This is a genomic window from Paucibacter sp. TC2R-5 (assembly GCF_025717605.1).
Taxonomy (GTDB): Bacteria; Pseudomonadota; Gammaproteobacteria; order Burkholderiales; family Burkholderiaceae_C; genus Paucibacter_A; species Paucibacter_A albus.
The window spans coordinates 38,232-64,163 of sequence record NZ_JAJIRQ010000012.1 but is presented as its reverse complement, the minus strand read 5'-3'; the positions used below and the strand labels follow the sequence as shown (position 1 = coordinate 64,163).

General features: G+C 61.8%; 19 protein-coding genes. 10 read left to right on the top strand and 9 right to left on the bottom strand.

Going from position 1 to position 25,932, the window contains the following annotated elements; translation table 11 throughout:
* From LNV08_RS21920 to LNV08_RS21910, 3 genes are all read left to right on the top strand, one after another.
* The coding region (locus LNV08_RS21920; protein WP_263535879.1) for a hypothetical protein at positions 1–1,086 on the top strand (1,086 nt) is incomplete at its 5' end.
* Positions 1,087–1,180: 94 nt separating this feature from the next.
* Complete coding sequence (locus LNV08_RS21915; protein ID WP_263535878.1) at positions 1,181–2,026, top strand: sterol desaturase family protein; 846 nt, start codon at positions 1,181–1,183, stop codon at positions 2,024–2,026.
* 133 nt (positions 2,027–2,159) lie between these two features.
* Positions 2,160–2,792: a PEP-CTERM sorting domain-containing protein gene (locus LNV08_RS21910; RefSeq protein ID WP_263535877.1), complete on the top strand. Its 633-nt coding sequence runs from the start codon at positions 2,160–2,162 to the stop codon at positions 2,790–2,792.
* Between the two features lie 45 nt (positions 2,793–2,837).
* Here the strand turns inward: LNV08_RS21910 and LNV08_RS21905 are convergent, their stop codons facing one another.
* Positions 2,838–3,443, bottom strand: a complete 606-nt coding sequence (locus LNV08_RS21905; protein ID WP_263535876.1) for an MSMEG_1061 family FMN-dependent PPOX-type flavoprotein — start codon at positions 3,441–3,443, stop codon at positions 2,838–2,840.
* 74 nt (positions 3,444–3,517) lie between these two features.
* Positions 3,518–5,308, bottom strand: coding sequence for a maltodextrin glucosidase (gene malZ / locus LNV08_RS21900; protein WP_263535875.1), 1,791 nt, complete (start codon positions 5,306–5,308; stop codon positions 3,518–3,520).
* 427 nt (positions 5,309–5,735) lie between these two features.
* Between malZ and LNV08_RS21895 the strand changes: the two genes are divergently transcribed.
* Positions 5,736–6,302 (top strand): PEP-CTERM sorting domain-containing protein, encoded by a 567-nt coding sequence (locus LNV08_RS21895; RefSeq protein WP_263535874.1) that lies wholly within the window; start codon positions 5,736–5,738, stop codon positions 6,300–6,302.
* A 78-nt stretch (positions 6,303–6,380) separates the two neighbouring features.
* The gene (locus tag LNV08_RS21890) at positions 6,381–7,616 is read left to right on the top strand and encodes a cyanophycinase (protein ID WP_263535873.1); all 1,236 of its coding nucleotides are present in this window, start codon (positions 6,381–6,383) and stop codon (positions 7,614–7,616) included.
* Between the two features lie 114 nt (positions 7,617–7,730).
* On the opposite strand, the gene LNV08_RS21885 is transcribed toward LNV08_RS21890, so the two are convergent.
* The 3 genes from LNV08_RS21885 to LNV08_RS21875 all read right to left on the bottom strand — a co-directional run bounded on the left by LNV08_RS21885 (position 7,731) and on the right by LNV08_RS21875 (position 11,665).
* Positions 7,731–8,435: a glycine zipper 2TM domain-containing protein gene (locus LNV08_RS21885; RefSeq protein ID WP_263535872.1), complete on the bottom strand. Its 705-nt coding sequence runs from the start codon at positions 8,433–8,435 to the stop codon at positions 7,731–7,733.
* Positions 8,436–8,997: 562 nt separating this feature from the next.
* Positions 8,998–9,648 (bottom strand): PEP-CTERM sorting domain-containing protein, encoded by a 651-nt coding sequence (locus LNV08_RS21880; protein WP_263535871.1) that lies wholly within the window; start codon positions 9,646–9,648, stop codon positions 8,998–9,000.
* Between the two features lie 292 nt (positions 9,649–9,940).
* Positions 9,941–11,665 (bottom strand): helix-turn-helix transcriptional regulator, encoded by a 1,725-nt coding sequence (locus LNV08_RS21875; protein WP_263535870.1) that lies wholly within the window; start codon positions 11,663–11,665, stop codon positions 9,941–9,943.
* Between the two features lie 145 nt (positions 11,666–11,810).
* Here LNV08_RS21875 and LNV08_RS21870 point away from each other — a divergent pair, with 145 nt between their 5' ends.
* On the top strand, positions 11,811–13,187 hold the full coding sequence (locus LNV08_RS21870; protein WP_263535869.1) for an MATE family efflux transporter: 1,377 nt from the start codon (positions 11,811–11,813) through the stop codon (positions 13,185–13,187).
* Here LNV08_RS21870 and LNV08_RS21865 read toward each other — a convergent pair.
* Positions 13,184–15,133, bottom strand: a complete 1,950-nt coding sequence (locus LNV08_RS21865; protein WP_263535868.1) for a glucokinase — start codon at positions 15,131–15,133, stop codon at positions 13,184–13,186. The genes LNV08_RS21870 and LNV08_RS21865 overlap by 4 nt on opposite strands.
* A gap of 502 nt (positions 15,134–15,635) precedes the next feature.
* On the opposite strand from LNV08_RS21865, the gene glk reads away from it, so the two are divergent.
* The 4 genes from glk to LNV08_RS21845 all read left to right on the top strand — a co-directional run bounded on the left by glk (position 15,636) and on the right by LNV08_RS21845 (position 22,527).
* Positions 15,636–16,652: a glucokinase gene (gene glk, locus LNV08_RS21860; protein ID WP_263535867.1), complete on the top strand. Its 1,017-nt coding sequence runs from the start codon at positions 15,636–15,638 to the stop codon at positions 16,650–16,652.
* Positions 16,653–16,969: 317 nt separating this feature from the next.
* Entirely contained in the window at positions 16,970–19,753 is a 2,784-nt protein-coding gene (locus LNV08_RS21855; RefSeq protein WP_263535866.1) for a TonB-dependent receptor, read from the top strand.
* An 85-nt stretch (positions 19,754–19,838) separates the two neighbouring features.
* Positions 19,839–21,851, top strand: coding sequence for an alpha/beta fold hydrolase (locus LNV08_RS21850; RefSeq protein ID WP_263535865.1), 2,013 nt, complete (start codon positions 19,839–19,841; stop codon positions 21,849–21,851).
* Positions 21,852–21,939: 88 nt separating this feature from the next.
* On the top strand, positions 21,940–22,527 hold the full coding sequence (locus LNV08_RS21845) for a histidine phosphatase family protein (RefSeq protein WP_263535864.1): 588 nt from the start codon (positions 21,940–21,942) through the stop codon (positions 22,525–22,527).
* A 2-nt stretch (positions 22,528–22,529) separates the two neighbouring features.
* On the opposite strand, the gene LNV08_RS21840 is transcribed toward LNV08_RS21845, so the two are convergent.
* Genes LNV08_RS21840 through LNV08_RS21830 form a run of 3 tightly spaced genes read right to left on the bottom strand, consistent with a single transcriptional unit; the run spans position 22,530 to position 25,923 of the window.
* Entirely contained in the window at positions 22,530–23,429 is a 900-nt protein-coding gene (locus LNV08_RS21840) for an alpha/beta hydrolase (protein WP_263535863.1), read from the bottom strand.
* Positions 23,426–25,048 (bottom strand): alpha-amylase family glycosyl hydrolase, encoded by a 1,623-nt coding sequence (locus LNV08_RS21835; RefSeq protein WP_263535862.1) that lies wholly within the window; start codon positions 25,046–25,048, stop codon positions 23,426–23,428. The genes LNV08_RS21840 and LNV08_RS21835 overlap by 4 nt, the downstream gene beginning before the upstream one ends.
* Positions 25,030–25,923, bottom strand: a complete 894-nt coding sequence (locus LNV08_RS21830; RefSeq protein ID WP_263535861.1) for an aldo/keto reductase — start codon at positions 25,921–25,923, stop codon at positions 25,030–25,032. The genes LNV08_RS21835 and LNV08_RS21830 overlap by 19 nt, the downstream gene beginning before the upstream one ends.
* Positions 25,924–25,932 lie beyond the last annotated feature (9 nt).

Sequence of the window (25,932 nt, the reverse complement as noted above, 5' to 3'; positions counted from 1 at the left end):
CTCGCGGCCTGCGATGCCGGCAATGTGTTCCAGTACTGGAGCACCAGCAGCATCGTGGCAAGCACCTGGCCGCAGGGCCTGCCGGACAAGCCCACAACCTATGTGCCGAACCAGACCTTGAGCGCCGGCCAGGTCACGACGATTGTCAACTGGATCCAGGGCGAAACCTCGATCAGCAGCACCCCGTTCTGCTACAAGACCGCTGCCTACGACCGAGGTGTTGGCATCTTGCCCGGCTGCGCCGACGGCCAGTACAAAGACGGCGCCTTGTGCTACAGCAACTGCCGCAGCGGCTACCACCCCGTGGGCCCGGTGTGCTGGAGCAACCAGTCGCTGTCCTACACGCCCGGCTGGCATTGCACGAAAAAGGTTTTAGGCGTTTGTGTTTGGTCCGAACCAGACAGTTGCCGCGACGGCTACACCAACGTGGCCGGCGTTTGCTGGCTGTCCAAGGCTTCGTATGGAAATGGTGCGGGCAGGCCGGCGAACTCCTGCAATTCCAACCGTGAGATGCAGGCCGGCCTGTGCTATCTGAAGCCGCGCGATGGCTATCAGTGCAACGTCACCAACTGCAATCAGCGCTGCGCCTCGGGCATCGCCGATTGCGGTGTGGCGGCCTGTGCCAGCAATGCCAACCAGTGCGTCAACACCATCAACAATATGGTGGTCAGCACCGCCATGATGATTGGCAGCTTTGCCACGGCGGGCGCTGCGGGCGAGGCCAAGGCTGCGGTGATGACCGCCAAGAATGCCTACAAGATCGCCGAGACCGCCTATGACTTGACGCAGGCCATGATCACCTTGTCGGACGACATCAACAAATTCATGAACCTGGCGGAGAAGAACCTGGCGTCCATTTCAAGTGCCGACATCGAGGCCAAGATCGCCGCCAAGTACCCCCGCGATTCGGCCGACTACAAGCACATCGCGCGTGAATGGGCTGCGCGGCAGATGCTGTTCTACATCTCCGACCTGATCAAGGATCTCGACACCATCATCATCACCTCGGTCGACCCAAGCGGCATCACCGGTGTCGTCGATGCCTTTGCCAAGCCGCCCTGCAAGGACCACACGCCCATGCCCTGAGGATGCCATGCGCCCGCACTGAGGACGCGGGCCTTGGCACTGAGCCGCGCAAGCGCCAACAAACCGTGGTATTCGATGCAAACAAGTGGGAGCCATGGACCTCGTGCCCGAAGCCTTGCCCTGGCTGCTGGTCCTGATCGGGCTGGTCTTGGTCAGCGTGACGCTGGAGGGGGTGGTGCGCAGCTTCGTGCTGCGCCTGCCCTATGACTGGCGCGCTTATGCGGCCTCCATGGCCGATTTTGGAGGCCGCCGCGCCGTCGATGCACTTGGCCTTTCACTGGCCTCGCCGCTGCTGGTCTGGGCCTATGACAACAGGCTGCAGACCATAAGCCTGGCGGGGCCCGTCTCCTTCCTTTTTCTCTTTATCGGGCAGGAGCTCTGCTACTACGGTTATCACCGCGCGGCCCACCGCGTGGGCTGGTTCTGGGCCACGCATGCGGTTCACCATTCCTCCAACGAGCTGAGCCTAGCCGCTGCCTTGCGCTTGGGCTGGACGGGCAAACTCACCGGCACGACGATCTTCTTCGCGCCGCTGATCTGGCTGGGCTTTTCGCCACTGGCCGTTACTGCGGCGGTGGCGACCAATTTGCTCTATCAATTCTGGCTGCACGCGAGCTGGATCCCCAAGCTGGGCTGGCTGGAGTGGGTGTTCAACACGCCCTCGCATCACCGCGTTCACCACGGCAGCAATGCCGAATACCTGGACTGCAATTACGGCGGCGTGCTGATCATCTTCGACCGACTGTTTGGCAGCTTTGTTGAGGAGCGCAGCGATGTGCAGATCCGCTACGGCCTGAGCACGCCGCTGCTGAGCCACAACCCTTTGCGCATTGCCACCCATGCCTGGCTGACTTTGGCGCGTGACCTTTGGGCAGCCGGGTCTGTTTGGCAGCGATTGAAAGTCCTCGTCGGCCCGCCGGGAGGCAGGGCAGGGGAGTGAATTTTTCATCGATCTGGTCTTTCATTGAGCTTGCCATGCAAGTCCCGCGTGACGGTATAGTCGACGCGTTTGAAAAGCTTGGCCGAGAGCCGAATTGTTCACTGCACGTAATTTCTTACTTTTGGGGAATCAGATGAAGAAAACCATGCTTGCTTTGGCGCTTGCCGGTAGCGCAGTACTTGCTCAGGCTCAGGTCATCGTGCCGGGTGAACTCGTCATTTATGAGTATCTTGGCTATGGCGGGGCAATCTATGACGCCGGGCCATATCGGCCCTACTACATCGTCGCCAACGGCACCGGCAAAGACATCGCCGCTTTTGGCGTTTCGAATAACTATCGCTTTGGCAATAGCCGTGATCCCGCTCAGCCGGGCTGGCAAGGTGCGGCGATAGCGAAGACTTGGTGGGACGACGGCGAGTTTTTGTCCATCATGAGCGCGAACCAAGGCCTGCCTGCTGCAGTCGTCAATTCCGGCAGTTTCAGCCACAACTTTGGCGACAGCGACACGATGGTGAATTTCTACTGGCAGCTCGGTGGCGAGGCGATCAAGGCGGGTCAAATCTCTGAGCGCTTTTTCTATAACGGCATCTGGTTGTCCGAGTTCAAGGCTTGGGACACGCAAGGCAATGCAATCTACGAGGATCACCGCACTGCCATTCATGCGGTGCCCGAGCCGGCAAGCAATGCCCTGATGCTGGGTGGGCTGGTGGCTCTGGCAGGGGTAGCAAGGCGTCGCAGCATGGGCTTGACTGCGGTTGCACGATAGATTGCGTTTGCCGCGTCATTCGCCGGGCCAGCGTTGCGCCGCGTCCTATAGATCAGCTTGGTAGCGCAGCTCCATCGCTTCACGAGGCTCATAGGGCACGCGGATGCCGGTCTGGTCGCTGATCATTTGGGCGGCGGTGGGCAGCAGTTCCCGGTCAACTTGCGCTTCGGCCTTCCACAGCTTTGAGCGCAAAAAGGCTTTTGCACAGTGCAGGTAGGCTGCCTCCGGTGCGACCTTGATCACGGCCTGCGGGAGTCGTTTTTCATCTCTGCATGCCTCCAGATCAGCCGCATCGAAGGACAAACTCGCCGCGCCATTGACGCGCAAGGTTTCATTGAAGCCAGGGATGAGGAAAATCAGCCCGGCCTTGCGGGTGGCAAGCACGTTCTGCAAGGTGTCGATGCGTTTATTACCTGGCGCTTCAGGAATGAGAAGCTCGCCGGCTTGGTTCACTTTCACAAAGCCGGGTAGCCCACCTCTGGGAGAGGCATCCATGTTGTAGTCGGCGTCGGCGCTTGCCAGAATCAGAAAGGGCGATAGGCGAATGAAGTCCAGGCAATGCTTGTCGAGGAAGGCAATTTCCTTCTTCAAGGCTCGCTCTTGCGGCTCACCAAAGTAGGCACGCAGATCCTGGTTGGTTTCAATCTTCATGGTTTGATCCGAGGTGAGAGGTTGACCATTTTGAGGGCATGCTTGGAGACCAACGGCACTGCTGATTCAGCAGCTCAAGAGCTCAATAGCAGCACGCTGCCAACCGGAGGCAACTCGAAAGCCAACTGGCCATCGCTCAGGCTGAAAGCCTCACCCTTGGGCGACTGCCAGCTCTTGACCGGCACCGGCAACTGCCACACAGGCAGCTTCACCAAGGTCGGATATGCGCCGCGGTTGACCGCGATGATGCTGGCTTCCCAGTCGGTGTAGCGGGCATAGACGATCCAATCGGCGCCGAGCCCTAAGGTTTGCACGGCACCATGGCGCCATTCGCCACGCTGTTGGCGCAGCTTGGCCAGGGTCTGAAAATGCTCAAACAGCGGCAAGTTCCAACGCTCGCGGTCCCAGATGAAAGGTCGGCGGCAATCCGGGTCCGGGCCGCCAGCCAAGCCGATTTCATCACCGTAGTAGATGCAGGGCACACCGGGCCGGGTGAACAGCAGCGTTGCTGCGAGCTTCATGCGAGCGCTGTCCTCGCCCAGCAAGGTGAAGAAACGGGTGGTGTCGTGGCTGTCCAGCAGGTTCAGCTGGGCTAACTGGTTATCAAAGGGAATGCAGGCCTGGGCTCGAGTCATCCAGGCATCGAAGGCGGCGGTCGATAGCTTGATCGGCTGATAGGCCACATCCTGACCGGCCAGCCAAGCGCGTACCGGGTTGGCGAAGCCGTAGTAGTTCATCGCACCGTCTTCTTGCTCACCCTGCAGCCAGCGCGTGGCTTCGGAGAAATGTTCGCCCATCACATAGGCCTCGGGCGTCTCTTGCTTGATGGCAGCGCGAATCTCTCGCAGATGGTGGGCATTGTTGCGCGCGCCCGAGCCTTCGCCCAGCATATGGATCACATCAAGCCGCCAGCCGTCGATGTTGTAGGGGGCTTTGAGCCAGCGGCGCAGCACGGCGTCGGGGCCAGCGTAGATCTGTTCACGCAAGGCGCTGGAAGAGAAGTCCAGCACCGGCAGCGAGGCATAGCCCTTCCAGCCGAAGTGCACGCCGTCTTGGTTGAAGAGGTAGAAGTCGCGGAAGGGCGATTCGGGCGAGGCCAGCGCTTGCTTGAACCAGGTGTGGTTGACGCCGGTATGGTTGACCACACCGTCGAGCACCAAACGCATGCCGCGGCTGTGGACTGCGCTGCTCAAGCCCTCGAGCGCGGCGTTGCCGCCGAAATGCTCGTCCACCTGCTCGTAGTCGTCGGTGTCGTATTTGTGATTGCTGCCGGAGGCAAAGATCGGGTTCAGGTATAGCGCAGTGATGCCCAACTCCCCTTGAAGGTAGTCGAGCTTGGCCGTGATGCCGGGCAGGTCGCCGCCGTAAAAGCTGTTCGCCGCGTTGTCATGATCAACCGGCGCGTCCCATTGCGGCTGTTGCACGACACGGCCGTCTTGTCCGGGCAAGACTTGACCCTGCCGGTCGACCGGCGGCAGCGCCCTGTGAAAGCGATCCGGGAAGATTTGATAGAAGACCTGCTCGCGCACCCAGCTTGGCGGCATCTGCGTGGGATGCAGCCGAAAGTGCCTGTCCTCGGGTGGCAAGTGTTCATGCGCGCCGTCGGCTGCCAGCCAATACTGCGTGCCGTCGGCCAGCACCTTGAAGGCATAGAGCGTCAAGGCATTGCCGCCATCCCAAGGCAGAAATGCTTCCCAGCGATGCAGCTCGGCATGCCGCCCCGCATAGTGCATGGTCAGCAGATATTCTTCGTTATCGGGTGTGCTGCGCAGGAAGACGGTGTCCAGATCGACCCGCTCGGAGAGCAGGCTGATGCGGCAGCCGTCGGCGCCGCGCTGGACCCAGGGGCTGATGGGGGGGTGCAAGAGAAGCATAGTTTGTTGGCAAACCGCTGTTCAGATGACCCCTATTGTGTTGATCGCCGCAAGCCTTGGGCGTCATCCCCCGGGGTGGATTGAGGGCGCTGCAGTCGCAAGCCCGCCACAGCCGCTCGAGCGACCGACCGTCAGTTGCGTTCCAGTGCGGCAGCGATTGCGACAGCGACGTCATGAATTGTCACGTTATGTCATGTACGCTGAGCTTGCAATTTAAGACACTACTGATGCGGTGTGGCGGTGCGGGCCAGCGAGAGCGTGCGGCATGCAAATCTTCTGGCTTGCCCTGTTTTCAAGTCGGCAAGCGCCTGGTCCTTGAACGAAAAGCCAATGGCGAATATGGCATGCCGCATGCAAGATGCCGTTCGCTGCGGCTTGACGAGCAGATGCGTCCTTACAACTACTGAAGGGAAAACCGATGATGATCAAGGCAAAGTATTTGCGTGGGCTTGCAATTGCCACGCTGGTCTGCGCTGGCATGAGCCAGCAAATCGCGCTGGCCAAAGAATTGACGGTCGATGTTTCAAACATTGCGAGCAATGATGAGCGCGACGCAGCCAGCAACATTACTCTCGACTTCTACGTCGGTGCGCGAGCGTCGATGGACAGCCTGAAGTGGGATGTCAGCGTCACCAGTTATGCCGGCAGCTACCTGTCGGAAATGCAAATCACCTTCAGCGACACCTTGGGCAATGGGGTCACGTTCGCTCCAGGTGGAGGCGACGATTTTGATGGCCCCATGGCTTACGCTGGATTTCAGGACTTGCGCCTCAATGGGACAAGCTTTCAGGTGGGTTCCGATGGTATTTTGCGCCTGGAGTTTCATGAGTACTACAAGGATCTCGCGTATGACGAGCCGGATGGCATATGGAACTCCGGGACCTTGACCTTCGGCGTTACGCCGGTGCCGGAGCCGCAGACTTATGCATTGATGCTGGGCGGCCTGCTGCTGATTCTGAGAGCAGCAAAGCGGCGCGGGGCATAACAAGCAAAAGCGTCTGTTGGCGCCTCAAGCTCTGACACGCGATTCGTATTGAACTGTCACCTAATCAAGGACAAGCAGATGTCATCAAATTCCTTCTCCCACTTGGCCGGGCGGATCTGCCTCGGTCTTAGCAGCGTTGCGCTTGCCTTGGCAGCCACACTTTCTGCGGAACCTGCAGTTGCGGGGCCCACCTTCGAGGTGGCGAAACCGGTTCCGCTCTATTCCTACTATGCGCTAGGCGATGTCAACGCCCCGGTCACCGCGCCGGCGTCCCGCCCCACACCATCTTTTGTGCTGATGGGCGGCGGTCCGGATGTGGATGCTGCTTTTCGTTGGTTGATTCAGCGTGCGGCCATCACTGCGGGAAGTGGCGGGCGGTTCGTGGTGATTCGGGCCACGGGGGATGACGCTTACAACCCCTATGTTTTCTATAGTGATGACTCTTTGTCGACTTCGAAGGACGTGAAAGAGCTTTGGGTCGGCGGCGCATCTTCTGGCCTGACGTCCGTTGAAACGCTGGTCATTCCAAGTGTCAAGGCCGCCAATAGCCCAGCGGTCAACGCGATTGTCGCCAAGGCGAACGTCGTCTTCATCGCCGGTGGTGACCAGAGCCATTACGTTCGCTTCTGGAAGGGCACAGCGCTGGAACAAACGCTCAAGGGATTGATGAAAAAGAATGTCCCAATCGGCGGGACAAGTGCGGGCTTGGCAGTACTGGGGCAGTTTGATTATTCGGCGCTTTACAAGTCTGCCACTTCCGAGAAATCGATGCTTGACCCTTACTACAAGGACATTACCTTCGATCCTTCGCCCTTGAGTTTGAGTGGCGGCTTCATCGCGCCGCCCGAGTTGGAGAGTCTCATTCTCGATTCTCACTTTGACAGCCGGGATCGCATGGGTCGCTTGGTGACATTCATTTCGAGAATCGTCGCTCCGACAGCCACTCCGAGCGGTAGTTTCGGATGCAGCGGTGGCGTACTCCCTGCCTCGTCTAGCGGGAACAAGACGGCGCGCGGCATTGGCATCGGCGTTGAAACCGCCTTGTTGGTGCAGGGCAATGGTGTTGGCAACCCCGTCACTGCGACGCGCGTCACCAACCCTTCGACGACGAGTGAAAGCGCGGTCTATTTTGTCCGCCCTTCCGTTCCTCCAAGCGTCTGCAAGCCGCAGCAGCCGCTGTCAGTGTCGACCGTTGAGGTAAGAAAACTGGCGGATCCCACAACCGTGTTCAACCTCACTGACTGGACTGGCGTCCCAACGTACAAGTATGTTGACGTGAATGCGGGCCAGTTGATTCCCGCAGACTGGTACTAGGCTGAATCGTCCGGAGGCTGGCGGCGGGCACCATAAGGATCTGTGCTCAGCCCGCCACAGCCGCTTCGAGCCGCATCGCCAGCAGCTCGGTCGTGGCCCTGTATCAATGGCAACTCATACTGCTTGCACCGTATGGCTGATGTTCAACCTCAGCCACTGGCCGGGCTGCTGAGGCAGCTGGACCTGGTACTCCTGGCCCTGGTGTTCGTAGCGCACGGTGTAGTCGCGCACCTGTTCGCGCTGCGCGCTGACCGGCCGGCAGACATGGACTTGCTGCTGGCTGTAGGTTGCGTAGCTTGCCGCCGGGCTGGACTGTTCTGCCAGGCTTTTGCCGACCAGGGCGCCGGTGGCGCTGCCGGCGGCAATCGCCGCATGCTTGCCATTGCCCTTGCCCACTTGGGCTGCCAGCAAGCCTCCGGCCACGGCGCCGAGCAGCGCGCCGCCGGTGCTGCCCATGCCGGCTTGATGGGGTGCTTGCGGGCTCAGCACTTGCTGAGTCTCGTAGCCGCATTGCTGGCGAGTTTCGGTGATGCGTTCCAGATTGGGCGTGGACGAAATCACGCGCACCAGGGTGCTGCTGCTGCTACCGGCTTGCTGGCCCTGATTCAGGGTCTGGGCGCGCACTTCAGAGGGCAAGGCGGCAAGCAAAACGGCGCTAATTGCCAGCGCCAGCAACGCGGCGGTCAAGTTTTGCGCTGGGCTGCGGCCGGCGATGGCTTGGGGCCTGACATGCGGCTCCTGGATGCGCTTGAGCCGCCTGCCCAGGCGGCAATTGAACTTGTGCTGAAAAGGGCTGGGAGTGGCGGCCAATGTGTGCATGGAGAAGGTCTCGGTCAAAACTGTTGTGTCGATGAACAGCATTGTCAAAAACCCCGGCAGATAAGTCTGTCGTGCTTGCGTGTGCAGACTGTGACGGTTTGTGACCGGCCTGCACCCTGGCTCGGCTGCTTTTCGCGGCCTATTTGAAAGTCCGCGAAGTGTCCTAAGCAGTCGTTCCTTGTCGGTCGAAGAGTGTCAGCCCCAGTTCCGAAGCAGCCAATCGGCAACGACAGGTATCCCAACTGACGGATGATCGCCTGGATGCGCTTGCCGAGCTTGATGTACAGCTCGACTGCTCGAATCCGGGCTTCGTATGAATACATGAACTACCTCCTGGTCGTCCAAGACTTCATCCGCGTCCCCACCGTGCCGACATTTGAGTGAGCCGTCTTTGGTGACCAAGACTTCAGTTCCTATGCGGGCCATCAGTCAATCCGCATGGCTCAACGGAATGTCGGCACTGGTGCCAAAAGTGGCTTAATTCGGCGTCGGCGCCAACAGTTTGGGGGCTAGCGCCCCCAAACCCCCTCAAAAGACCCAAAGAGACCGAAACGTCAAAGCCTCAAAGTGCCCGCCGACGACGCGCCAACAGCACCCCAGTCAAGCCCAGCAGTGTCAAGGCCCAAGTTTGCGGCTCCGGCACCGCGGCGGTCACATCTCCGGGACGCACAGCCAGCGCGTGCAAACGACTGAACTCGTCGAAGTTGGTCTGGATGCCGTAGTAGGTTTTGAAGATCCACGCGCGGTTTGAATGCGGCACGTACTGCGCATACTCCGTACCGGACCAGTAGTAGTTGGACTGCACACCGTCAAAATGCCCAGACAAGGAACTAAAACTTCCACCTGCCGCGTCCCAAATGGCCTTGAATTGGTTACCGCTGCCGGCTGAGAAGCCATTGCCTGTTGGCAAGAACCAACCCTTGAAGTTGGTCTGCGAAGCACCTGCCGATTCAGCCAGGGCCTGGGCCGAACCTGCGGCAGCCGTGGCGCTCCAGAAGCCGGTGCCGATGTTCCAGTCGTTTAGGATCGTCAAGTCAAGCGTCTTGTTGAAGAACATCGCGCACTTGTCCGCGCCGGATACCGTGCAAGTGGCGCTGGCCGTGCCATTGGCCAGGCGACCTTCGAAAGCCGACGTCGCTTGTGCCGCACCCACCAAGGTCATTGCGCCCAGCAAGGCGGCCGTCTTGAAGGTCTTCTTGAGTAGTTGATGCATCGTCTTTTCCCTGGATAAATGGTGTTGAAGGCCAAGTCAATCAGCTCACCCAAAAAGCTCACATATTCACCAGGCGCCGGAGTGTAGCAATGACTGCGGCGGCAAGCCCCCCGCGAATTGAGGGGTTAGGAATGCGAATTCCTCCCAAACATACCCGAGGCCCAGGGCCGACTTTCCGAATCTTTTTTTTGGGCGCTCACTTGCGTGCGCTTGTGTGTTTTGACTCTATCGGGTGCGATGGCGAATGCAAGCAATGGGCACTTCGCCGCCATCCAAACCCCGACGATCCAGCTCAAGCGCCCAAATGCCTTGCCCGCTGCATCGCCTCTTCGCGCGAGCCGATATTGAGCTTGCTGTAAACGCGGTTGATATGCGTCTTGACCGTCGCGACCGAAACAAAGAGCGCGCTGGCGATTTGCTCGTTGCTGTGCTGCTCGCCGATCAGGCGCAGCACCTGCCATTCGCGGCCGGTCAGTCCAGGGGGGGGCGCGGCAAGCGGCGCTGCTTGCGCCTCGCTGCTTGCCGGCTTGGGCGCTGCGTTGCGCAGCAGGGCCAAGAGGTTGTTGGCGCGGCTGCGGGCTTGGGGCTGGTGGACGATAGAGGCCGAGGCCAGCAGCGCGGCCAAGGGGCCGACGAGCTTGGGCGCCAGCCAGCGCGCATCGGCCTCGAGCAGTTCATCGTCGCTGTTCAACCATTGCAGCAGCGCCGGCATGTCGGCGCCGGCGGCCGCGCCCAGCGCTTTGATCAGGTGCAGGCGGCGCAGCAATTGCGGCAGCGGACGCAGCTGCAGCTCGGTCTCGAGGGCCAGCAGGGGTTCGGCGGGCAAGGGCCGTGCCGCCAGCAGCGCGCAGCCGGCTTGCAGCACCGCCAGTTCCAGCTCGTAGAGCGAGCTGCCGGCGAAAGAACCAGTTAGGGCATCTGAGCGAAAGCCGGCGGAGATGCCGGTTAGCGTCGCGTCCTGATGCCGCAGCGAAGCCAGCCAACTCTGCGCATGCAGCAGGCGGTTGCGCCATTTGAAGCAGTAAAAGGCCTTGCGCTCGCGCTGCTCCAGCTCGGCCAAGCCGGCGGCAGCGGCGGCTATGTCGGCCAGGTGGCCGGCGAACAGCTGCTGCGTGGCGCAGTCCAGCAGTTGCGGGAAGGCGTTGTAGGCCTCGTCGGGCCAGGGCGCTTGCGGCTCGCGCAGGCCGAGCTGGCGGCGCAGGCGCTGCGCCTCTTGGGCATAGAGTTCGGCGGGCGCGGCCAGCTCCAAGACCTCATGCACCTCGCTCAAGGCCTGCAGGGCGTCGATTTGCAGCAAGGTCGCGCCGTCGCGGTTGGCACCTTTGAGGGCGGCGCTCAAGGGGGCTATTGCCGCCTGAGGCTGGCCGGCATCGAGCAGCGCCAAGCCGAGCGAGTAACGCGCCAACAGTGCGGGTAGGACCAGGTCGTTGGGAAAGCCCTCAATGGCGATCTGCGCCTGTTGAATGGCGCGCGGCGCTTGGTCAAACATCTGCGCGATACGGGCTTGCAGCGTGGCCCGCAGCGCAGCGCTCAAGCCGGTAGACGCGGGCAGGCGGCGCTCGACTTGATGCGGCTCGCCGGCAACTTCGATGGTCCAGATGTGTTGCAGGCCCAGCAACTCCCCCTGCTGCAGGCGCGGCTGCAAGGCGTTCAGGCTCAGCAACTGGCCCAGCAGCGGGCGGGCAGCGGGGCTGTAGAACAAGGCCCAGCCGGCTTGTTCCAAAAAGTCCAGCTGCTGCGCGGGCGTGCCGTGTTGCAGCACCAGCTCGGCGGCGCGCACGACCTGCTCGGCATTGAGCAAGAGCTGCAGCGCGCGCGGCAGCAGCTCGGCCAAGAGCCGTGCGTCGGGGGCTGGGCTCGGCGCGGCCGGCCCGCTCGCGGCCACCTTCAGCAGCGCCTGCTCGATCTGCTGGGGTGCTTGCGCCAGCAAGGCAGCCAGCGTCGGCACGTCCGCCGCGCCCAGCAGCCCTTGCGCGGCTAGCACTTGCGTCGTCAGGCTTGGGGCGGGTGGGGTCATTGCAGAGCAAACTCAACTGAGGGGGTGGACGCCGGCACGGCGCTTGGGGGCAACAATCGATGACGCAAGTAATGCTGCTGCTCTTGTATTCGCTGCAGCAGCGGCCTGCAGTCTAAGGTCTTGTTTGTTTTCGCCTGTTTTCTCGATGCCTTCTTCTTCCCCTGTGCTGCCTGCTCCCCGTTTACTCAGCGTCGTCTGGCCCTTGTTCATGGAGCTGTGGCTGGCGATGGCGCTGGGCCTGTTCGGCACCACCTTGGCGGCGCGCATCTCCGACGCTTCGGCCGGCGCCTTTGCCTTGGGCCTGCAAGTTTCGGCGACGCTGTTCATCTTGTTCCGTGTCATCGGGGCCGGCGTCAGCGTGGTCTTGACGCAAAACCTGGGCGCCGGCCAGCGCGCGGCGGCCGACGGCGTGGCGCGCGCGGTCTTGGGGGCCAGCACCTGGATAGGCGGCATCGCGGCCCTGGCCGCCGTGCTTGGCGCGGCACCGCTCTTGCGCCTGCTGAATGCACCGGCCGAGGTGATGCCGTTGGCGACGCCCTTCTTGCAAGTCTTGGCGCCGGCCCTGCTGCTGGATGCCTGGAATGCCACGATGTCCAGCGTGATGCGCGCTCACTTGCGCAGCCGCGAGGCGCTGGCCGTGGTGGTGGCGATGCAGCTGTGTCACCTGGCCTTGGCCCTACCCTTGATGCTGGGCTGGGGCTTTGTGCCGGCGATGGGCTTGACCGGCTTCGCCCTGGCGCTGGGCCTGAGCCGGGCCTTGGGGCTGGCGCTGCACCTGCTGCTGTGGCGCGTCCGCCTGGGGCTGCGGCCGCGTTGGTCGGATTGGTGGCGCTTGCCGGGTGCGGAGCTGGCGGCGGTCTTGCACATCGGCCTACCGGGCGCAGCCGAGAACATCGCCTACCGGCTGGCCTTTATGGTCAGCGTCAGCGTGGCCGCCAGCCTGGGCGCCACGGTCTTGGCCACGCAGGCTTATGCCTTGCAGCTGATGAGCTTTGTGATGATGTTCGGCATCGCCACCGGTTTCGCGGTGGAGATCGTGGTGGGCCACATGATTGGCGCCGGGAATCTGCACGCGGCGCATGGCTTGGTGCGGCGGGCGCTGGCGCGGGGCTTGGTGGTCAGTGTGGTCGTGGCGCTGGCTGCGGCCTTGGCCGGGCCGTGGTTGATGGGCTGGTTTACCCAAGATCCGGACATCATCGCGGCGGGTGTGACGCTGCTGTGGCTGACCGTGCTGCTGGAGCCGGGCCGAACCTTCAATCTGGTCGTCATCAATGCGCTGCGTGCCGCTGGGGATGCGCGTTATCCGGTCATCGCCGGCGCGGCCTCAATGCTGGTGGTCTTGGCCGGCGGTAGCTGGTTTTTGGGCGTCCACTTGGGGCTGGGCTTGCCGGGTTTGTGGATGGCCTATGCGCTGGATGAGTGGATCAGGGGGCTGCTGATGTGGCGCCGCTGGGCCACGCAGGCCTGGGTGCCCAGCGCCCGCGCGGCGCATCGGCGGGTGCGGGCAGCTGGCGCTGCTTAGCGGCTGTGTGACGTCAGGCGCGCCAAGGGCGACGCCAAGCTGACGCCCGGCGCGGTGCGTTTGGCGCGTGCTGGGCCGCCAGGGCCGCTGCCGCTTGCTTCCTCCTCGGCGCTGGCGGCTTCATCCAGGCCCAGCAGCGGCGAATCGGCGAGCGGGTCCAGCCCGTCCGCATTGCGGCGCATTGCCACGCCTACCGCCAGGATGTCGATCACCAGCAGGTGCAGGATGCGGCTGACCATGGGCACATGGGTTTCCACATCCTCGGCATGGTCGACGATCAAGGTCACATCGGCCTTGCGCGCCAGCGGCGACTGGCCGGCCGTGATGGCCACGACCAGGGCGCCGCGCTGATGCGCCCGCTCCACCACCTCCAACAGCTCGGGCAGGCGGCCGCTATTGCTGATCACCACGGCCACATCGCCGGGCTTCAGGACATTGGCAGCCAGCAGCTGCAGGCGCGGGTCGGTATAGGCCGAGCTGGGCATGCCGAAGCGCAGGAATTTGTACTCGGCGTCTTGCGCCACCACGCCGTAATGGCCCAGCGCATAGAACTCGATCCGCCCCGCATGCAGCAGCAGGTCTACCGCGCGCGCCATCATGTCGCGGTTGAGCTGGCTGCGCACCTGCAGAATCGCCGAGGCGGTATTGCCCAGCACCTTGGCACCCAGCTCCAGCATCGAGTCGTCCAAATTGACTTGGGTATGCGTGACCGGCACGGTGCCGGTCAGGCCCGAAGCCAGGCGCAGCTTGAAGTCGGACAGGCCCTCGCAGCCCAGCGTGCGGCAAAAGCGGATGACGGTCGGCTGGCTGACCTGGGCGGCGCGGGCAATCGTGGCGATCGGGTCGTTCAGCGCCGAGCGCGGGTGCGCCAGGATGTGTTCGGCCACGCGCAGCTCGGCCGGTGACAGCTCCGCGCGCGCGCGCCTGATCTGGCCCAGCAGGCCGGCGCCGGGCGTGGTCTGCAGATTGCGCAGCTGCGCCTCAAGAATGGCCGAGGCGCCCTTGAAGGTGGCGTGTTCGGCGGTGATGACAAAAGTCGGTATGGCCGAGACATAGGCGGTAAAGCGGCCCTTGTCCTCGAAGCGCGCCCGGAAGCAGGAGCGCGCGAAATACTCGCCCAGCTTGGGCACGATGCCGCCGCCGATATAGATGCCGCCAAAAGCTCCCAGCGTCACCGCCAAGTCGGCCGCCGCCGTGCCCAAGACGGCGCAGAAGACTTCCAGTGTTTCTTCACACAAGGCGTCGCGCTGCTCCAGCGCGCGCAGCGTGATTTCGGGCGCTTGCAAGTCTTCGGCCACTGTGCCGGCGCGCTCGGCCAGGGCGCGATAGATCAAGGCCAGGCCGGGGCCGGACAGCAGGCGTTCGAACGAGACATGCTCGAACTGCTTCATCGCATAGCGCAGCACCGCGATCTCGCGTTCGTCGCGCGGCGCAAAAGCGGTGTGGCCACCCTCGGTGCCCAGCGCCACCCAGGCGTCGGCGGCCGGGATCAGGCCCGACAGCCCCAAGCCGGTGCCCGAACCCAGCAGGCCGATCACGCTAGGCATACGCGCCTGGCCGCCGCCGATTTGCTGCACCTCATTGGCGTTGAGTCTGGGCAGCGCCATCGCCAGCGCGGTGAAGTCATTCACCACCACCAAGGTGTCGAACTTCAGGCGCTGGCGCATTTCTTCGATCGAGAACTGCCAGTGGTAATTGGTCATGCGCACCAAGTCATCTTCGACCGGGTAAGCGATCGCTATTGCCGCATGCTCGATCGGGGTGCTGGCGCTCATGCCGGTCAGGTTGGCCAGGTAGGCGCTGACAGTGGCATGGAAGTCGGGGTAGTCGGCGCAGCGCAGCGAGGCAATCTGGCTGAATTCGCCGGGGCTTGTTTCAAGCGCGAAACGGGCGTAAGTGCCGCCGATGTCGGCAATCAGGCGCGGGCTGTCAAAGGTCGAGGGCATGGTGAGGAGGGCGGGCTGATTGGGCAGAGCTGTGGGTGCGGGCCTGCAAGGCTTGAGTGTGCGCCGCATTATGAGGCTGCCATCAGCGTCAGGCCTTGGGTCTTTTCAGGCCTTGGCGCAGCGCAGAGGCAGGCCCGCTGCAAATGGACGGCGCTGCAGAGGCGCGCATGGAGGTTTGTAGCTGGACTACATTCGCAAATTGCCAGACTTTTGCCGGTGCTTTGCCTTGAATTTGCAGAAAACAGGCCAGTTGGCATTCGTGAATAGCTGAAGATTCAAAGAAATGCTGCGATTCGGGAAAGGCGCTATTGCGCAGGCGATGTAGTTTTGTTACCTTCTGCGCAACAATTCAATGAAGTGCTTGGTGGCGTGGTGTTGGCTGCCGGGGTCTGTATCGGCTTGGGGTGGTCTTGTGCTGCCTTGAGCGTTTCGAGTCGAGAGCTATCGTGCGAGCAAATTCTTTCTGTGGTCGGTTTGTGCTGTCATCCCTGGGAGGGTTGGCATGAGCGCCAGGGCCTACCCCTGTCTGGTGGCTGATATTGGCGGCAGCAATGCGCGCTTTGGCTGGGTGGCCGCGCGCGGCGCCGAGGTCATGCATATCGCGGTGATGCCGGTGTCTGAGCATGCCGGCCCGGTCGCGGCGGTGCAGGCGTATCTGCATGGGCTGCGGCCGTTGCTGGCGCAGGCTGGGCTTGAGTCGGTGCCCCGGCGGGCGGCTTTTGCCGTGGCCACGGCGGTGGTTGGTGATCGTGTGGAGCTGACCAATGGGCATTGGAGCTTCTCGCGTACCGAGGTGCAAGCCTCGCTGGGCCTGGAGTCCTTGTTGGTCTTGAATGATTTCGAGGCGCTGGCGCTGTCCTTGCCCAAGTTGCAGTCAAGCCAAATGCGGCAATGGTGCGCGACCACGGGTGTGCCCGGTTCGGGTCGGTCTGCCAATGCCACGACTTTTGCCGTGATTGGCCCTGGCACCGGCCTGGGCGTAGCTGGCGTGGTGTTTGCCAATGGCGAATGGGTGGCGCTGCCGGGCGAGGGTGGGCATATGACGCTGGCCCCGGCCGATGCCTTCGAGAGCGAACTGCTTGCGCATATGCGTCGCAGTTTCGAGCATGTGTCGGCCGAGCGGTTTTTGTCCGGCATTGGCCTGCCGCTGTTGCATGGCTCGGTGGCGGCGGTGCGTGGGGTGCCGGGCTTTCAGGCGCTCAGCGCCGAGTTGATTGTTGAGCGCGGCTTGGGCGGCCAGGATGCGATCTGCAGTGAAACCTTGGATGTGTTTTGTGCCTTGCTCGGCGGCTTTGCCGGCAATGTGGCGCTGACCCTGGGTGCGCGCGGCGGCGTCTATATCGGCGGCGGCATCGTGCCGCGCCTGGGTGAGCGCTTTTTTGCTTCGCGCTTTCGCGAGCGCTTCGAGGCCAAGGGGCGCTTTCGCGACTACCTGACCCAGATCCCGACTGCCTTGATCATCGACACCTTGGCCGCACTCAGTGGCGCGGCCTTGGCGTTGGAGCAGCAGCATGAGTAATCCAAGCGCGGATGGCTTTCTCTGTAGTTCCACAAGACAGGCTATGTAGTTGAATTACACGACAAAGCTTGGGAATTGGTCTTGAAGTGGCGTTATTGCCTCATTAAGCAGCAAAATCGGGGGTAAACCCGTTGTATTTTTGCTGTAGTTTGCGTGAATTTGGTAGTAGTAAAGCAACGCCTAGGGTTTACGTTTGTATGAATTAAATCTAGTTTTGGTACAAACACGGTTGAGACGTTCGGATCTCCATCCCTTCGCACAACACCGAGTTGTCTGGGTCCACCCCTTTGTTTTTTGACGCTTGAGGAGACAAATCAATGAGTACTTCCGTAGAGAAGCGCAAGCAGATGTCCACACTGCAGCGCGAGATTTTTAAGATCAAACCGGTGGCCATTGGCTGCGGTTTGTTGGCTTTGGCATCGGCTGGCTTTGCCCAGCAGGCTCCAGCTACGCCCAACACCCTGGACACGGTCACCGTGACCGGTATCCGCCGCGGTATCGAGGCGGCCATTTCGGTCAAGAAGAATTCCGATTCGATCGTCGAGGCGATCTCGGCCGAAGACATCGGCAAGCTGCCTGACAACAGCATCGCCGAAGCGATCTCGCGCCTGCCGGGTTTGTCGGCCCAGCGTTCGGCTGGCCGGGCTTCGGTGATCAGCGTGCGGGGCTTGTCGCCCGACTTTGCCACCACCTTGCTGAATGGCCGCGAGTTGGTCAGCACCGGTGACAATCGCTCGGTCGAGTTCGATCAATACCCGTCTGAGCTGTTGGCTGGCGTGGTCGTCTACAAGACGCCGAATGCGGCGATGGTCGGCCAGGGCTTGTCCGGCACGATCGATATGCAGACTGTGCGTCCTCTGAACTTTGGCAAATCGGTGGTGGCCTTGAACGGCCGCATCTCGCAGAATTCGCTCGGCTCTGCAGCCGACTCGAGCGACCGTGGCAACCGCCTCAGCGCCAGCTATATTGACCAGTTTGCCAACCGCACTGTGGGTCTGGCCATCGGCTACGCCCACCAGGAAACACCGGTACAGGAAAACCAGACCGGCACTTACGAACCCTTCTTCGCCAACCCTTCGGACGGCGGCCAGCGCCCCGGCGTGGCCAAGGGTGCCTACATGACCGACGGTGTCAAGGCCTTGCGCCGCACCGGCTCGACCAAGCGTGACGGCCTGATGGCCACGCTGGAATGGAAGCCTTCGGCCGACTTCAGCAGCACGGTGGACATGTTCACCTCCCGGGCGACGCAAGAAGACACCGCCAACCAGTTCGAATCGCATCTGTACTACAACGGCGACTACCCTTGCCAGCCGGCTTGTAACTGGACCTCGTCCACCGTCAACGCGACCAACACCGTGGTCGGCGGCGTTGTGACCAATGTCTACCCACTGGTGCGTGGCCAGTACAACAAGCGCGAAGACAAGATCAACGCGCTGGGCTGGAACAATGCCTTCAAGCTTGGTGGCGCATCGATGGTGGCCGATCTGGGCTACTCCAAGGCTAAGCGCGAAGAGCTCTACCTCGAGAACAACACCCAGTTGGTGCCGTCCAAGCAGTTGGATGTGCTGACCGTGGCCTTCCCGAACGACGGCTTCATGACCATGAACCCGGCGCGTGACTACTCGGACCCGAGCAAGCTCTACCTGCGCAACAGTATTTACGGCTCCGGCTATGGCCGCACACCAAGCGTGGAAGACGAGCTGAAGAGCTTCAAGCTCGCCGGCAAGATCCCCGCACCTGAGTCTCTGAGCAGCTACTTTGCTGACTTTGATATCGGCTTCAACTACGCCGATCGCTCGAAGAAAAAGCGCCAGCCCGAAGGCAATATCAATCTGGGTGCGCAGGGTGAAACCACGATCTCGTCGGAGCTGCAATACGCGCCGGTTGACCTCAGCTTTGCAGGCTCCAATCTGGGCAAGATCCCAGCCTGGAATGTGCCCGGCTCGGTCGCCAAGTACATGAGCTTCAACCCGGTCGAAGACAAAGACTACCTGATCGCCAAGGCCTGGAATGTCTACGAGAAGACCACCACCGCTTACGCGATGGCCAATATCGATTCCAACCTGGGCGGCGTCACGCTGCGCGGCAATGTCGGTGTGCAGGTGCAGAACGTCGATCAATCCTCAAGCGCCAACTATTGGGACGGCACAGCGCCGGCCGGACAGCAAGTCAAGCCTTTCAGCGACGGCAAGAAGTTCACCGATGTGCTGCCACAGCTGAACTTGGTGTTCGGCCTGGGCAATGACCACACCGTGCGCTTTGGTGCGGCCCAGCAGACGGCACGCCCACGGGTTGACCAGCTGCGCGCTGCCCTTGACTTCAATGTCGACAAGGCGACCGGCAAGCCGAGTGCCAACGGCGGCAACCCGCAGTTGGACCCTTGGAAGGCCAATGCCTTCGATCTGTCCTATGAAAAGTACTTCGCGACCAAGGCCTATGTGGCTGTGGCCGCTTACCACAAGGACTTGAAGACCTATATCTACGAAGACAGCCGCGAAGTTGACTTCTCGCCTTTCGTGGCCGGCTATGTGCCGCCTCCCGGTTCGCCACCGGCGCAGAAGGTCGGCCAATTCCGCTCGGCCTACAACGGCAAGGGCGGCAAGCTGCAAGGTCTTGAGTTGTCGGCCTCTTTGCCCTTCAATCTGCTGACGCCGATGTTGAGCGGCTTTGGTCTCACGGCCAGCACCTCGATCACCAACAGCGATATCAAGATCAAGCCCGATCCAGGCAGCGTCAGCGCCGTCGGCGAGGCCAACATCACCTTGCCGGGCCTGTCCAAGAACGTCAGCAGCCTGACTTTCTATTACGAGAACTCCGGCTTCGAAGCCCGAATCAGCCAGCGTCGTCGCTCCGACTTCATTGGCGAAATCGGTAACTTCAATGGCAACCGGACCGTGCGTTATGTGGTGGGCGAGAACATCACCGACGCGCAAATCGGCTACAGCTTCAACCAAGGCAGCCTGAAGGGCCTGGGCCTGTTGCTGCAAGTCAATAACTTGGCCGACGCAGCGTTCCAGACCTATGCTGGCACCAAGGACCGCCCGCTTGAGTACATCAAGTGGGGCCGTACGGTCTTGCTGGGTGCTAGCTACAAGTTCTGAGTCTGAATTGAATCAGCGTTGAGAAAGGCCCCCGCCGGCACGTGATGCCGGCGGGGGCTTGTTTGTTTTCGAGAGTGAGTTCGCCATGCCCAGTCGTCCCAGCACCACCCTTCATCTGAAACGCCGCAGTCTGCTGGCGGCCGCATTGCTATCCGCCTGGCCTCTCAGTTATGGTCAAGCCGCGAAGTCAGCCCTTGCCGACGCCGAACAGTTCTTCCGCCCCGAGCAAATGCTGGGCGCCGAGCTGGCACCTGATGGCAAGCGCTTGGCAATGCGGGTGGTGGGGCCGCATGGGCGGGTGATGTTGTCGGTGTTGGATTTGGGGACGATGAGCTCCAAGGTCGTGTACAGCTCGGACGCGGCCGATGTGCAGCGGGTGGTGTGGGTCAACCCACTGCGCCTGGCCTTCACGCTGGAGGACCGCGAGACCGCGCAGGGCAAGCTGGAATCCGCCCCGGGCTTGTTTGCCGTCGATCATGATGGCGAAAACTACCGGCAGTTGGTCGAACGTCAGCGAGTTTTTGTCAAGGTCGGCAATGACGCCCAACTACAGCCTTGGAATACCTATTTGCTCAATGGCAGCAGCCAGCGCCGCGGCGATGAGGTGCTGGTGCTGCGCCCCGAGGCCTATAGCGAAAAAGATGTTGGCTTCGTCAAGTTGCTGAGGCTCAACACCAAGACCGGGCGCAGCGAAGAGATTGCCGCACCGCTGCACGCGGTTGGTTGGTGGGCGGACGAACACGGCAATCTGAGGGTGGTGCGAACCCGCCAGGGCGAGCAGGGCTCGATTCGCTGGAAAGATCCGCAAAGCGGCGAGTGGCGCGTCTTGAACGAGTTCAATGTCTATACGCAAGCGGGCGAGTTGCAAGTGCGCCATGTCGGCCCCGACGGCAAGCTCTATGTCACAGCGCAGCGGGGCAGCGACAAAGCGGCCATGTGGCTCTTGGACCCGAGCAGCGCTGAATGGTCGGCCAAGCCTTTGGCCTCTTCGCCTTTATTCGATGTCGATGCTGCTGTGATTGCACGTCAGGATAAGGTCTTGGGCCTGCGCTTTACTATTGATGCCGAAGTGACGCAATGGTTGGACGCCGATATGCAAGCGCTGCAGGCGCAGATTGACAAGGTGCTGCCGAACACGGTCAACCGGCTCTCGCCGCCCTGGTCAGGTGATGCGCCCTGGGTCATGATCGAGGCTTTTGCCGATGTTCAGCCCGTGCTGTTCTATCTGTACAACCGCGCGACGAAGAAGTTCAGCAAGCTCGGCGCCTTGCGGCCCGACATCAAGTCGCAGCAGATGGCCACGATGGACCTGCTCCGCATCAAGGCGCGTGACGGCCTGGAGCTGCCGGTCTGGCTGACCCTGCCCGCCGGCTCGGCGGAATCAAAGAAAAACCTGCCCATGGTGGTGCTGGTGCATGGCGGGCCATTTGTCCATGGGCCGAGCTGGCAATGGGATGCGGAGGTGCAGTTGCTGGCCGCGCGGGGCTATGCGGTGCTGCAGCCGCAGTTCCGAGGTACCTTGGGTTTTGGCGAGGCGCATCACAAGGCCGGTTGGCGCCAATGGGGCAAGGCGATGCAGACCGATATTGCCGACGCGACGCGTTGGGCAATTGCTCAGGGCATTGCCGACCCGCAGCGCATTGCCGTCGCCGGAGCCAGTTATGGCGGTTACGCGACGCTGATGGGCTTGCTGCGCGAACCCGAGCTGTTCCGCGCCGGCGTGGCCTGGGTGGCGGTGACGGACCTGGATATGCTGCACACAGTCAACTGGGATGACATCTCGGACGACTACAAAAAGCACGGTATGCCGACCCTGCTGGGCGACCGCGTCAAAGATGCCGCCGAGCTGAAGGAAAACTCGCCGCTGACCCATGCCGCCAAGTTCAAGCAGCCGCTGTTGCTGGCCTACGGCAGCGCTGACAAGCGCGTACCACTGGTGCATGGCGAGGATTTCAGTCGCGCCATCAAGGCGGCCAATCCAAAGGTCGAATACATCGTCTACCCCGACGAAGGCCATGGCTGGCGCGTGCCAGCGAACAAGGTCGATTTTTGGAACCGGACGCTGAAGTTCTTGGATCTGCAGTTGGGGGTGAAATGAGCAAAGGCACTGGAGAGATTTGAGTAGGCTTGCTACGGTCAGATGGGACGTCATGCTTGGGTAGCTTTGCGCATGTATAACAAGCCACATGCGTAAAGTTCTCTTCATCAGTCATCCGAACGTCGTGATCAGCAAAGACGTTCCCGTGCCTCAGTGGCCGCTCTCAAGCCTTGGCCGGGAGCGGATGAGGGCGGCGCTTGGCCAGCCCTGGACGTCGAAAATTTCGTCGCTTTACTGCAGCACGGAGCAAAAAGCCATCGATGGCGCTGAGATCCTGGCGTGTCATCTCTCGCTGCCTTTCACGCCAATCCACGAGCTCGGTGAAAACGATAGATCCGCGACCGGCTTTCTGCCGCCCGAAGAGTTCGAACAGATGGCGGATCAGTTTTTCGCACGACCCGAAGAGTCAGTGCGGGGTTGGGAAACAGCGCTCGCGGCCCAGCAGCGCATCGTTGCGGCGGTCAATGCCTTGGTGCAGGCTGATACCTGTGCCGGCACGATCGCCATCGTTTCACATGGCGCCGTTGGCACGCTGTTGTATTGCCATTTGTCTGGCCAGCCGATTGATAGACGCTGGGATCAGCCACCCAACGGCGGCGGCAATGTCTATTCGTTTCAACTGAATCCGACGCGGGTGTTTTCCTGGTGGCGGCCGATTGATGAGGGCAATGCCTGACCTTATGGTCCCGGCGCGAACATCCACAACACAGCCCGCTCGAACTCGCTGGCCCAGAAGGCCTCGTTGTGGCCGGCGCCGGGCGTGATCTTCAGCGAGAGATTGGCAGGCGGGTGGCCGCCCCGTAGCAAGGCGGCGTTAACTTTCTCCACATTGCTGACCATATTGCCGCCTTCTTTTTCGCCCATCAGCAGATAGAGCCGCGCATCCGTCGCCGCTGGTTTGCCGGCAAAGTGATCAAGCGCAGGCGCGCCGCCGGCCCAGTAGGAGGGCGAGAACACGCCGGCCATCCCAAAGACGCTTGGGAATCGGGTGATCGCATAGTGCGAAATCAGCCCGCCCATCGAACTGCCCATGATGCCGGTGTGGGCGGGCTCAGCTTGGGTACGGTATTGACTGTCGATCATCGGTTTGACGACCTTGACGATGAAATTCACGTAGGCCTCGCCCTCTGGCGCACCGAGTTTCGAGTCTAGGTCGGGCCAGGGATTCAACTCGGTGATGCGCTTTTCCTGGCCGTTATCAATCCCGACCACGATCAGCTCCAGCTTGCCCGCTTTGGCCAAGGCATTCAAGCTCTCATCCACCTGCCATTCGCCAGCATAGGCCGTGGCCACGTCAAACAAGTTCTGTCCGTCGTGCATATAGAGCACCGGATAGCGCTTGTCGCCGGACTCAGCGTAGCCCGGCGGCAGGTAGATGCGCAGCTGGCGCTGGCGGTTCAGGCCCGGCATATCAAGCAGTTGCGGCAGCAGGGAGACGTTGGGCTGCGCAGTTGAGGCCTTAGCCGGCACGACCTTGTCGGGCGTGGCGGCGAGCATGCCGCTGCCATCGCATCCTGTGCAAGACAGGACCAGCGCGAACGAAATCAAGCGTGTGGCGTGGACCAAAGAGCTATTCATGGAGAGACCTTGTAGACGTTGACGGACAAGGGCGCCAAGGGCAGTGTCAAGCGCCCCTGTGCATCAGATTGCGCAGCTGCGGCCTGGGCTGGGTAGGCTGCGATTAGCTTTGCATGAGCCGGCAGCTTGTCGAGGCCGACCTTGCTGGCCTCGGCGCCATAGTTGATGACCACCAAGTTCGTCTGTTTGCCCAGCTTCCGCTGAAAACTCAAGACCTGGCCCTGCGCGTTCGGGGCCTCATAGCTGCCGCGAGCCAGCGCCGGGTATTGCTTGCGCAACTTCAACATCGCTTTGTAGAAGTTCAGGATGGAGGCCGGATCGGCCTGCTGGGCTTGCGCGTTATGGCTGCCGATATTTGGCGCCAGCGGGCGAAACGTTTTGTCGCTGCTGCTGAAGCCGCTGTTGTTGCCGCCCGCGCTCCAGCTCATAGGCGCGCGCAGCGGCTCATCGCCGGGCAGGCCTGCCACACCTGCCATGCCGATCTCCTCGCCGTAATAGATGAAGGGCGTGCCGGGCTGCAGCAGATAGGTGGCGGCTGCCAGCTTGTAGCGGGCTTCATCACCACTCAGCTGATCCCAAACGCGGGCGCCGGCAAAAATGTCGTGATTGGCCAGCATCGTGGCCATGCTGGGCGGCGCGCTCAAGAAATAATCGGCCACGAATTTGATGGCCTCGGACTCGCCGCGTGCGGCCTTGATGACCTGACTCTCGAGGCCGAAGGCAAAAGCGCTGCCGCAGACCTCTGCTGCCGCGTAGACCTTTGGGTTGGCGGTCGCTTCGCAGACGGTGTAGCGATCGGGGTAGCTCTTGATCAGCGCCTGAAAATCTTTGGTCAGACGCCGGCTCTCGGGCTGGTCATTCCAATTGATGGCGTCGTTTTCGATCATGTGCGGCACGGCATCAAGCCTGAAGCCGTCTAGCCCTCGGTTGAGCCAAAAGCGCAGGCTGCTACGGTGGTAATCCACGACGGCCGGATTGCGCAGATTGAAATCCGGCATATGCGGGCCGAAAGTGCCGAAGTAGTGAGCAGATCCTGGCTCGGTCGTGTACCAGGGGTTCTTGCCCCAGATGTCCCAGCCGGTGGGCGCCGTCTGCTGCCACACAAACCAGTCGCGGTAAGGGTTCTCCGGCCCCAGCAACGCCTGTTGGAACAGCGGGTGCGCGGCCGCGCTGTGGTTGAGCACATAGTCGATGATGACGGCGATGCCGCGCTTGTGCGCCTGAAGCATCAACTCATCAAAGTCCGCCAGGCTGCCATATTGCGGCTCCACGCCTCGGTAGTCTGTCGTGGCATAACCGTGATCTTTGTCGGCGCTGGGGCTGATGGGCATCAGCCAGATGCCCTGGATGCCGAGCGTCTGCAAATAGTCCAGCCGCTGGATCAGGCCGCGCAGATCGCCGATGCCGTCGCCGTCGCTGTCCTGGTAGCCGCGCACAAAGATTTCCATGAACACGGCGCCATCGCTCCAGCCCTTGGGCAAAGGCTTGACCGCCCGCGCCATCTTGTGAGGGACCGGGCTCAGATCAATCGGCGCGGCAATCGGAGCCGCAAATGCGCTGCCGAGCAGCAATAGGGGGGAAAGAAGTGCAGCGCGCCGCATCAGATCAGCCCGCCCCATGTGCCGCTTGAATTTTGATCTAGGAACGCTTGCCGCAGCCTTGCCTGCAGTTCTGCACCGAGCGGCCCCATCGTCAAGGCTGCCAAGTTCTGCTTGAAGTGCGCGGGCTTGGACGTGCCGACGATGCAACTGGCAATACCCGGCTGAAAAGCCGTGAATCGCAGTGCCATCGCACTGACTTCTTCTGGAGCCAAGTCAGCCGCCAAGCCCATGGCCTGCCAGCGATCCCAGTACAGGCCTGCTGCATAATCGTCGGGGCGCTGTGCGTGGCGCCAGACCGCGCCGGCCAGCGGCCGCTTGGCGATCACGCCGATGCCGCGCTTGTCCGCGAGCGGCAGGCGTGTGGCCAGATTGACCTGATCGCAAATGCTGATCGAGGTCTGCACCGCGCCAAATGCGCCACTGTTCAATGCAAAGTCCAGCTCGGCGTTGTCGCCCGAATAGGCGGCCACACGCAGCTTGCCGGCTTTCCTGCAACTCAGCAATGCGGCGATCACCTCGCCTTGCTGCAGCACCGCCAGTGGGCAAGAGTGAAGATGCACGATGTCGATCTGTTCGCAGCGCATGCGTGTCAATGCGGCATCAACGCCCTGCACGATGCAGGCCGCGGTCCAGTCCGCCACACCGGGGATGCCGTAGCCGACCTTGGTCGACAGCACATAGTCTTGGCGCCGGTGGGCGATGTGGCGGCCTATGCGTTCTTCAGACAGACCGTAGCCGCGCGCGGTGTCGATCAGGTTCACACCCAGGTCCAGCACCTCGTTCAAGAGCCGACCGGCATCTGCCTCTGTGACTCGTTCGTCGTTGATGTGCATGGCGCCGAAACCCAAAGCGCTGACGCGCAGGCCGGTGTTGCCGAAGTCTCGCAATTGCATGGGATTCTT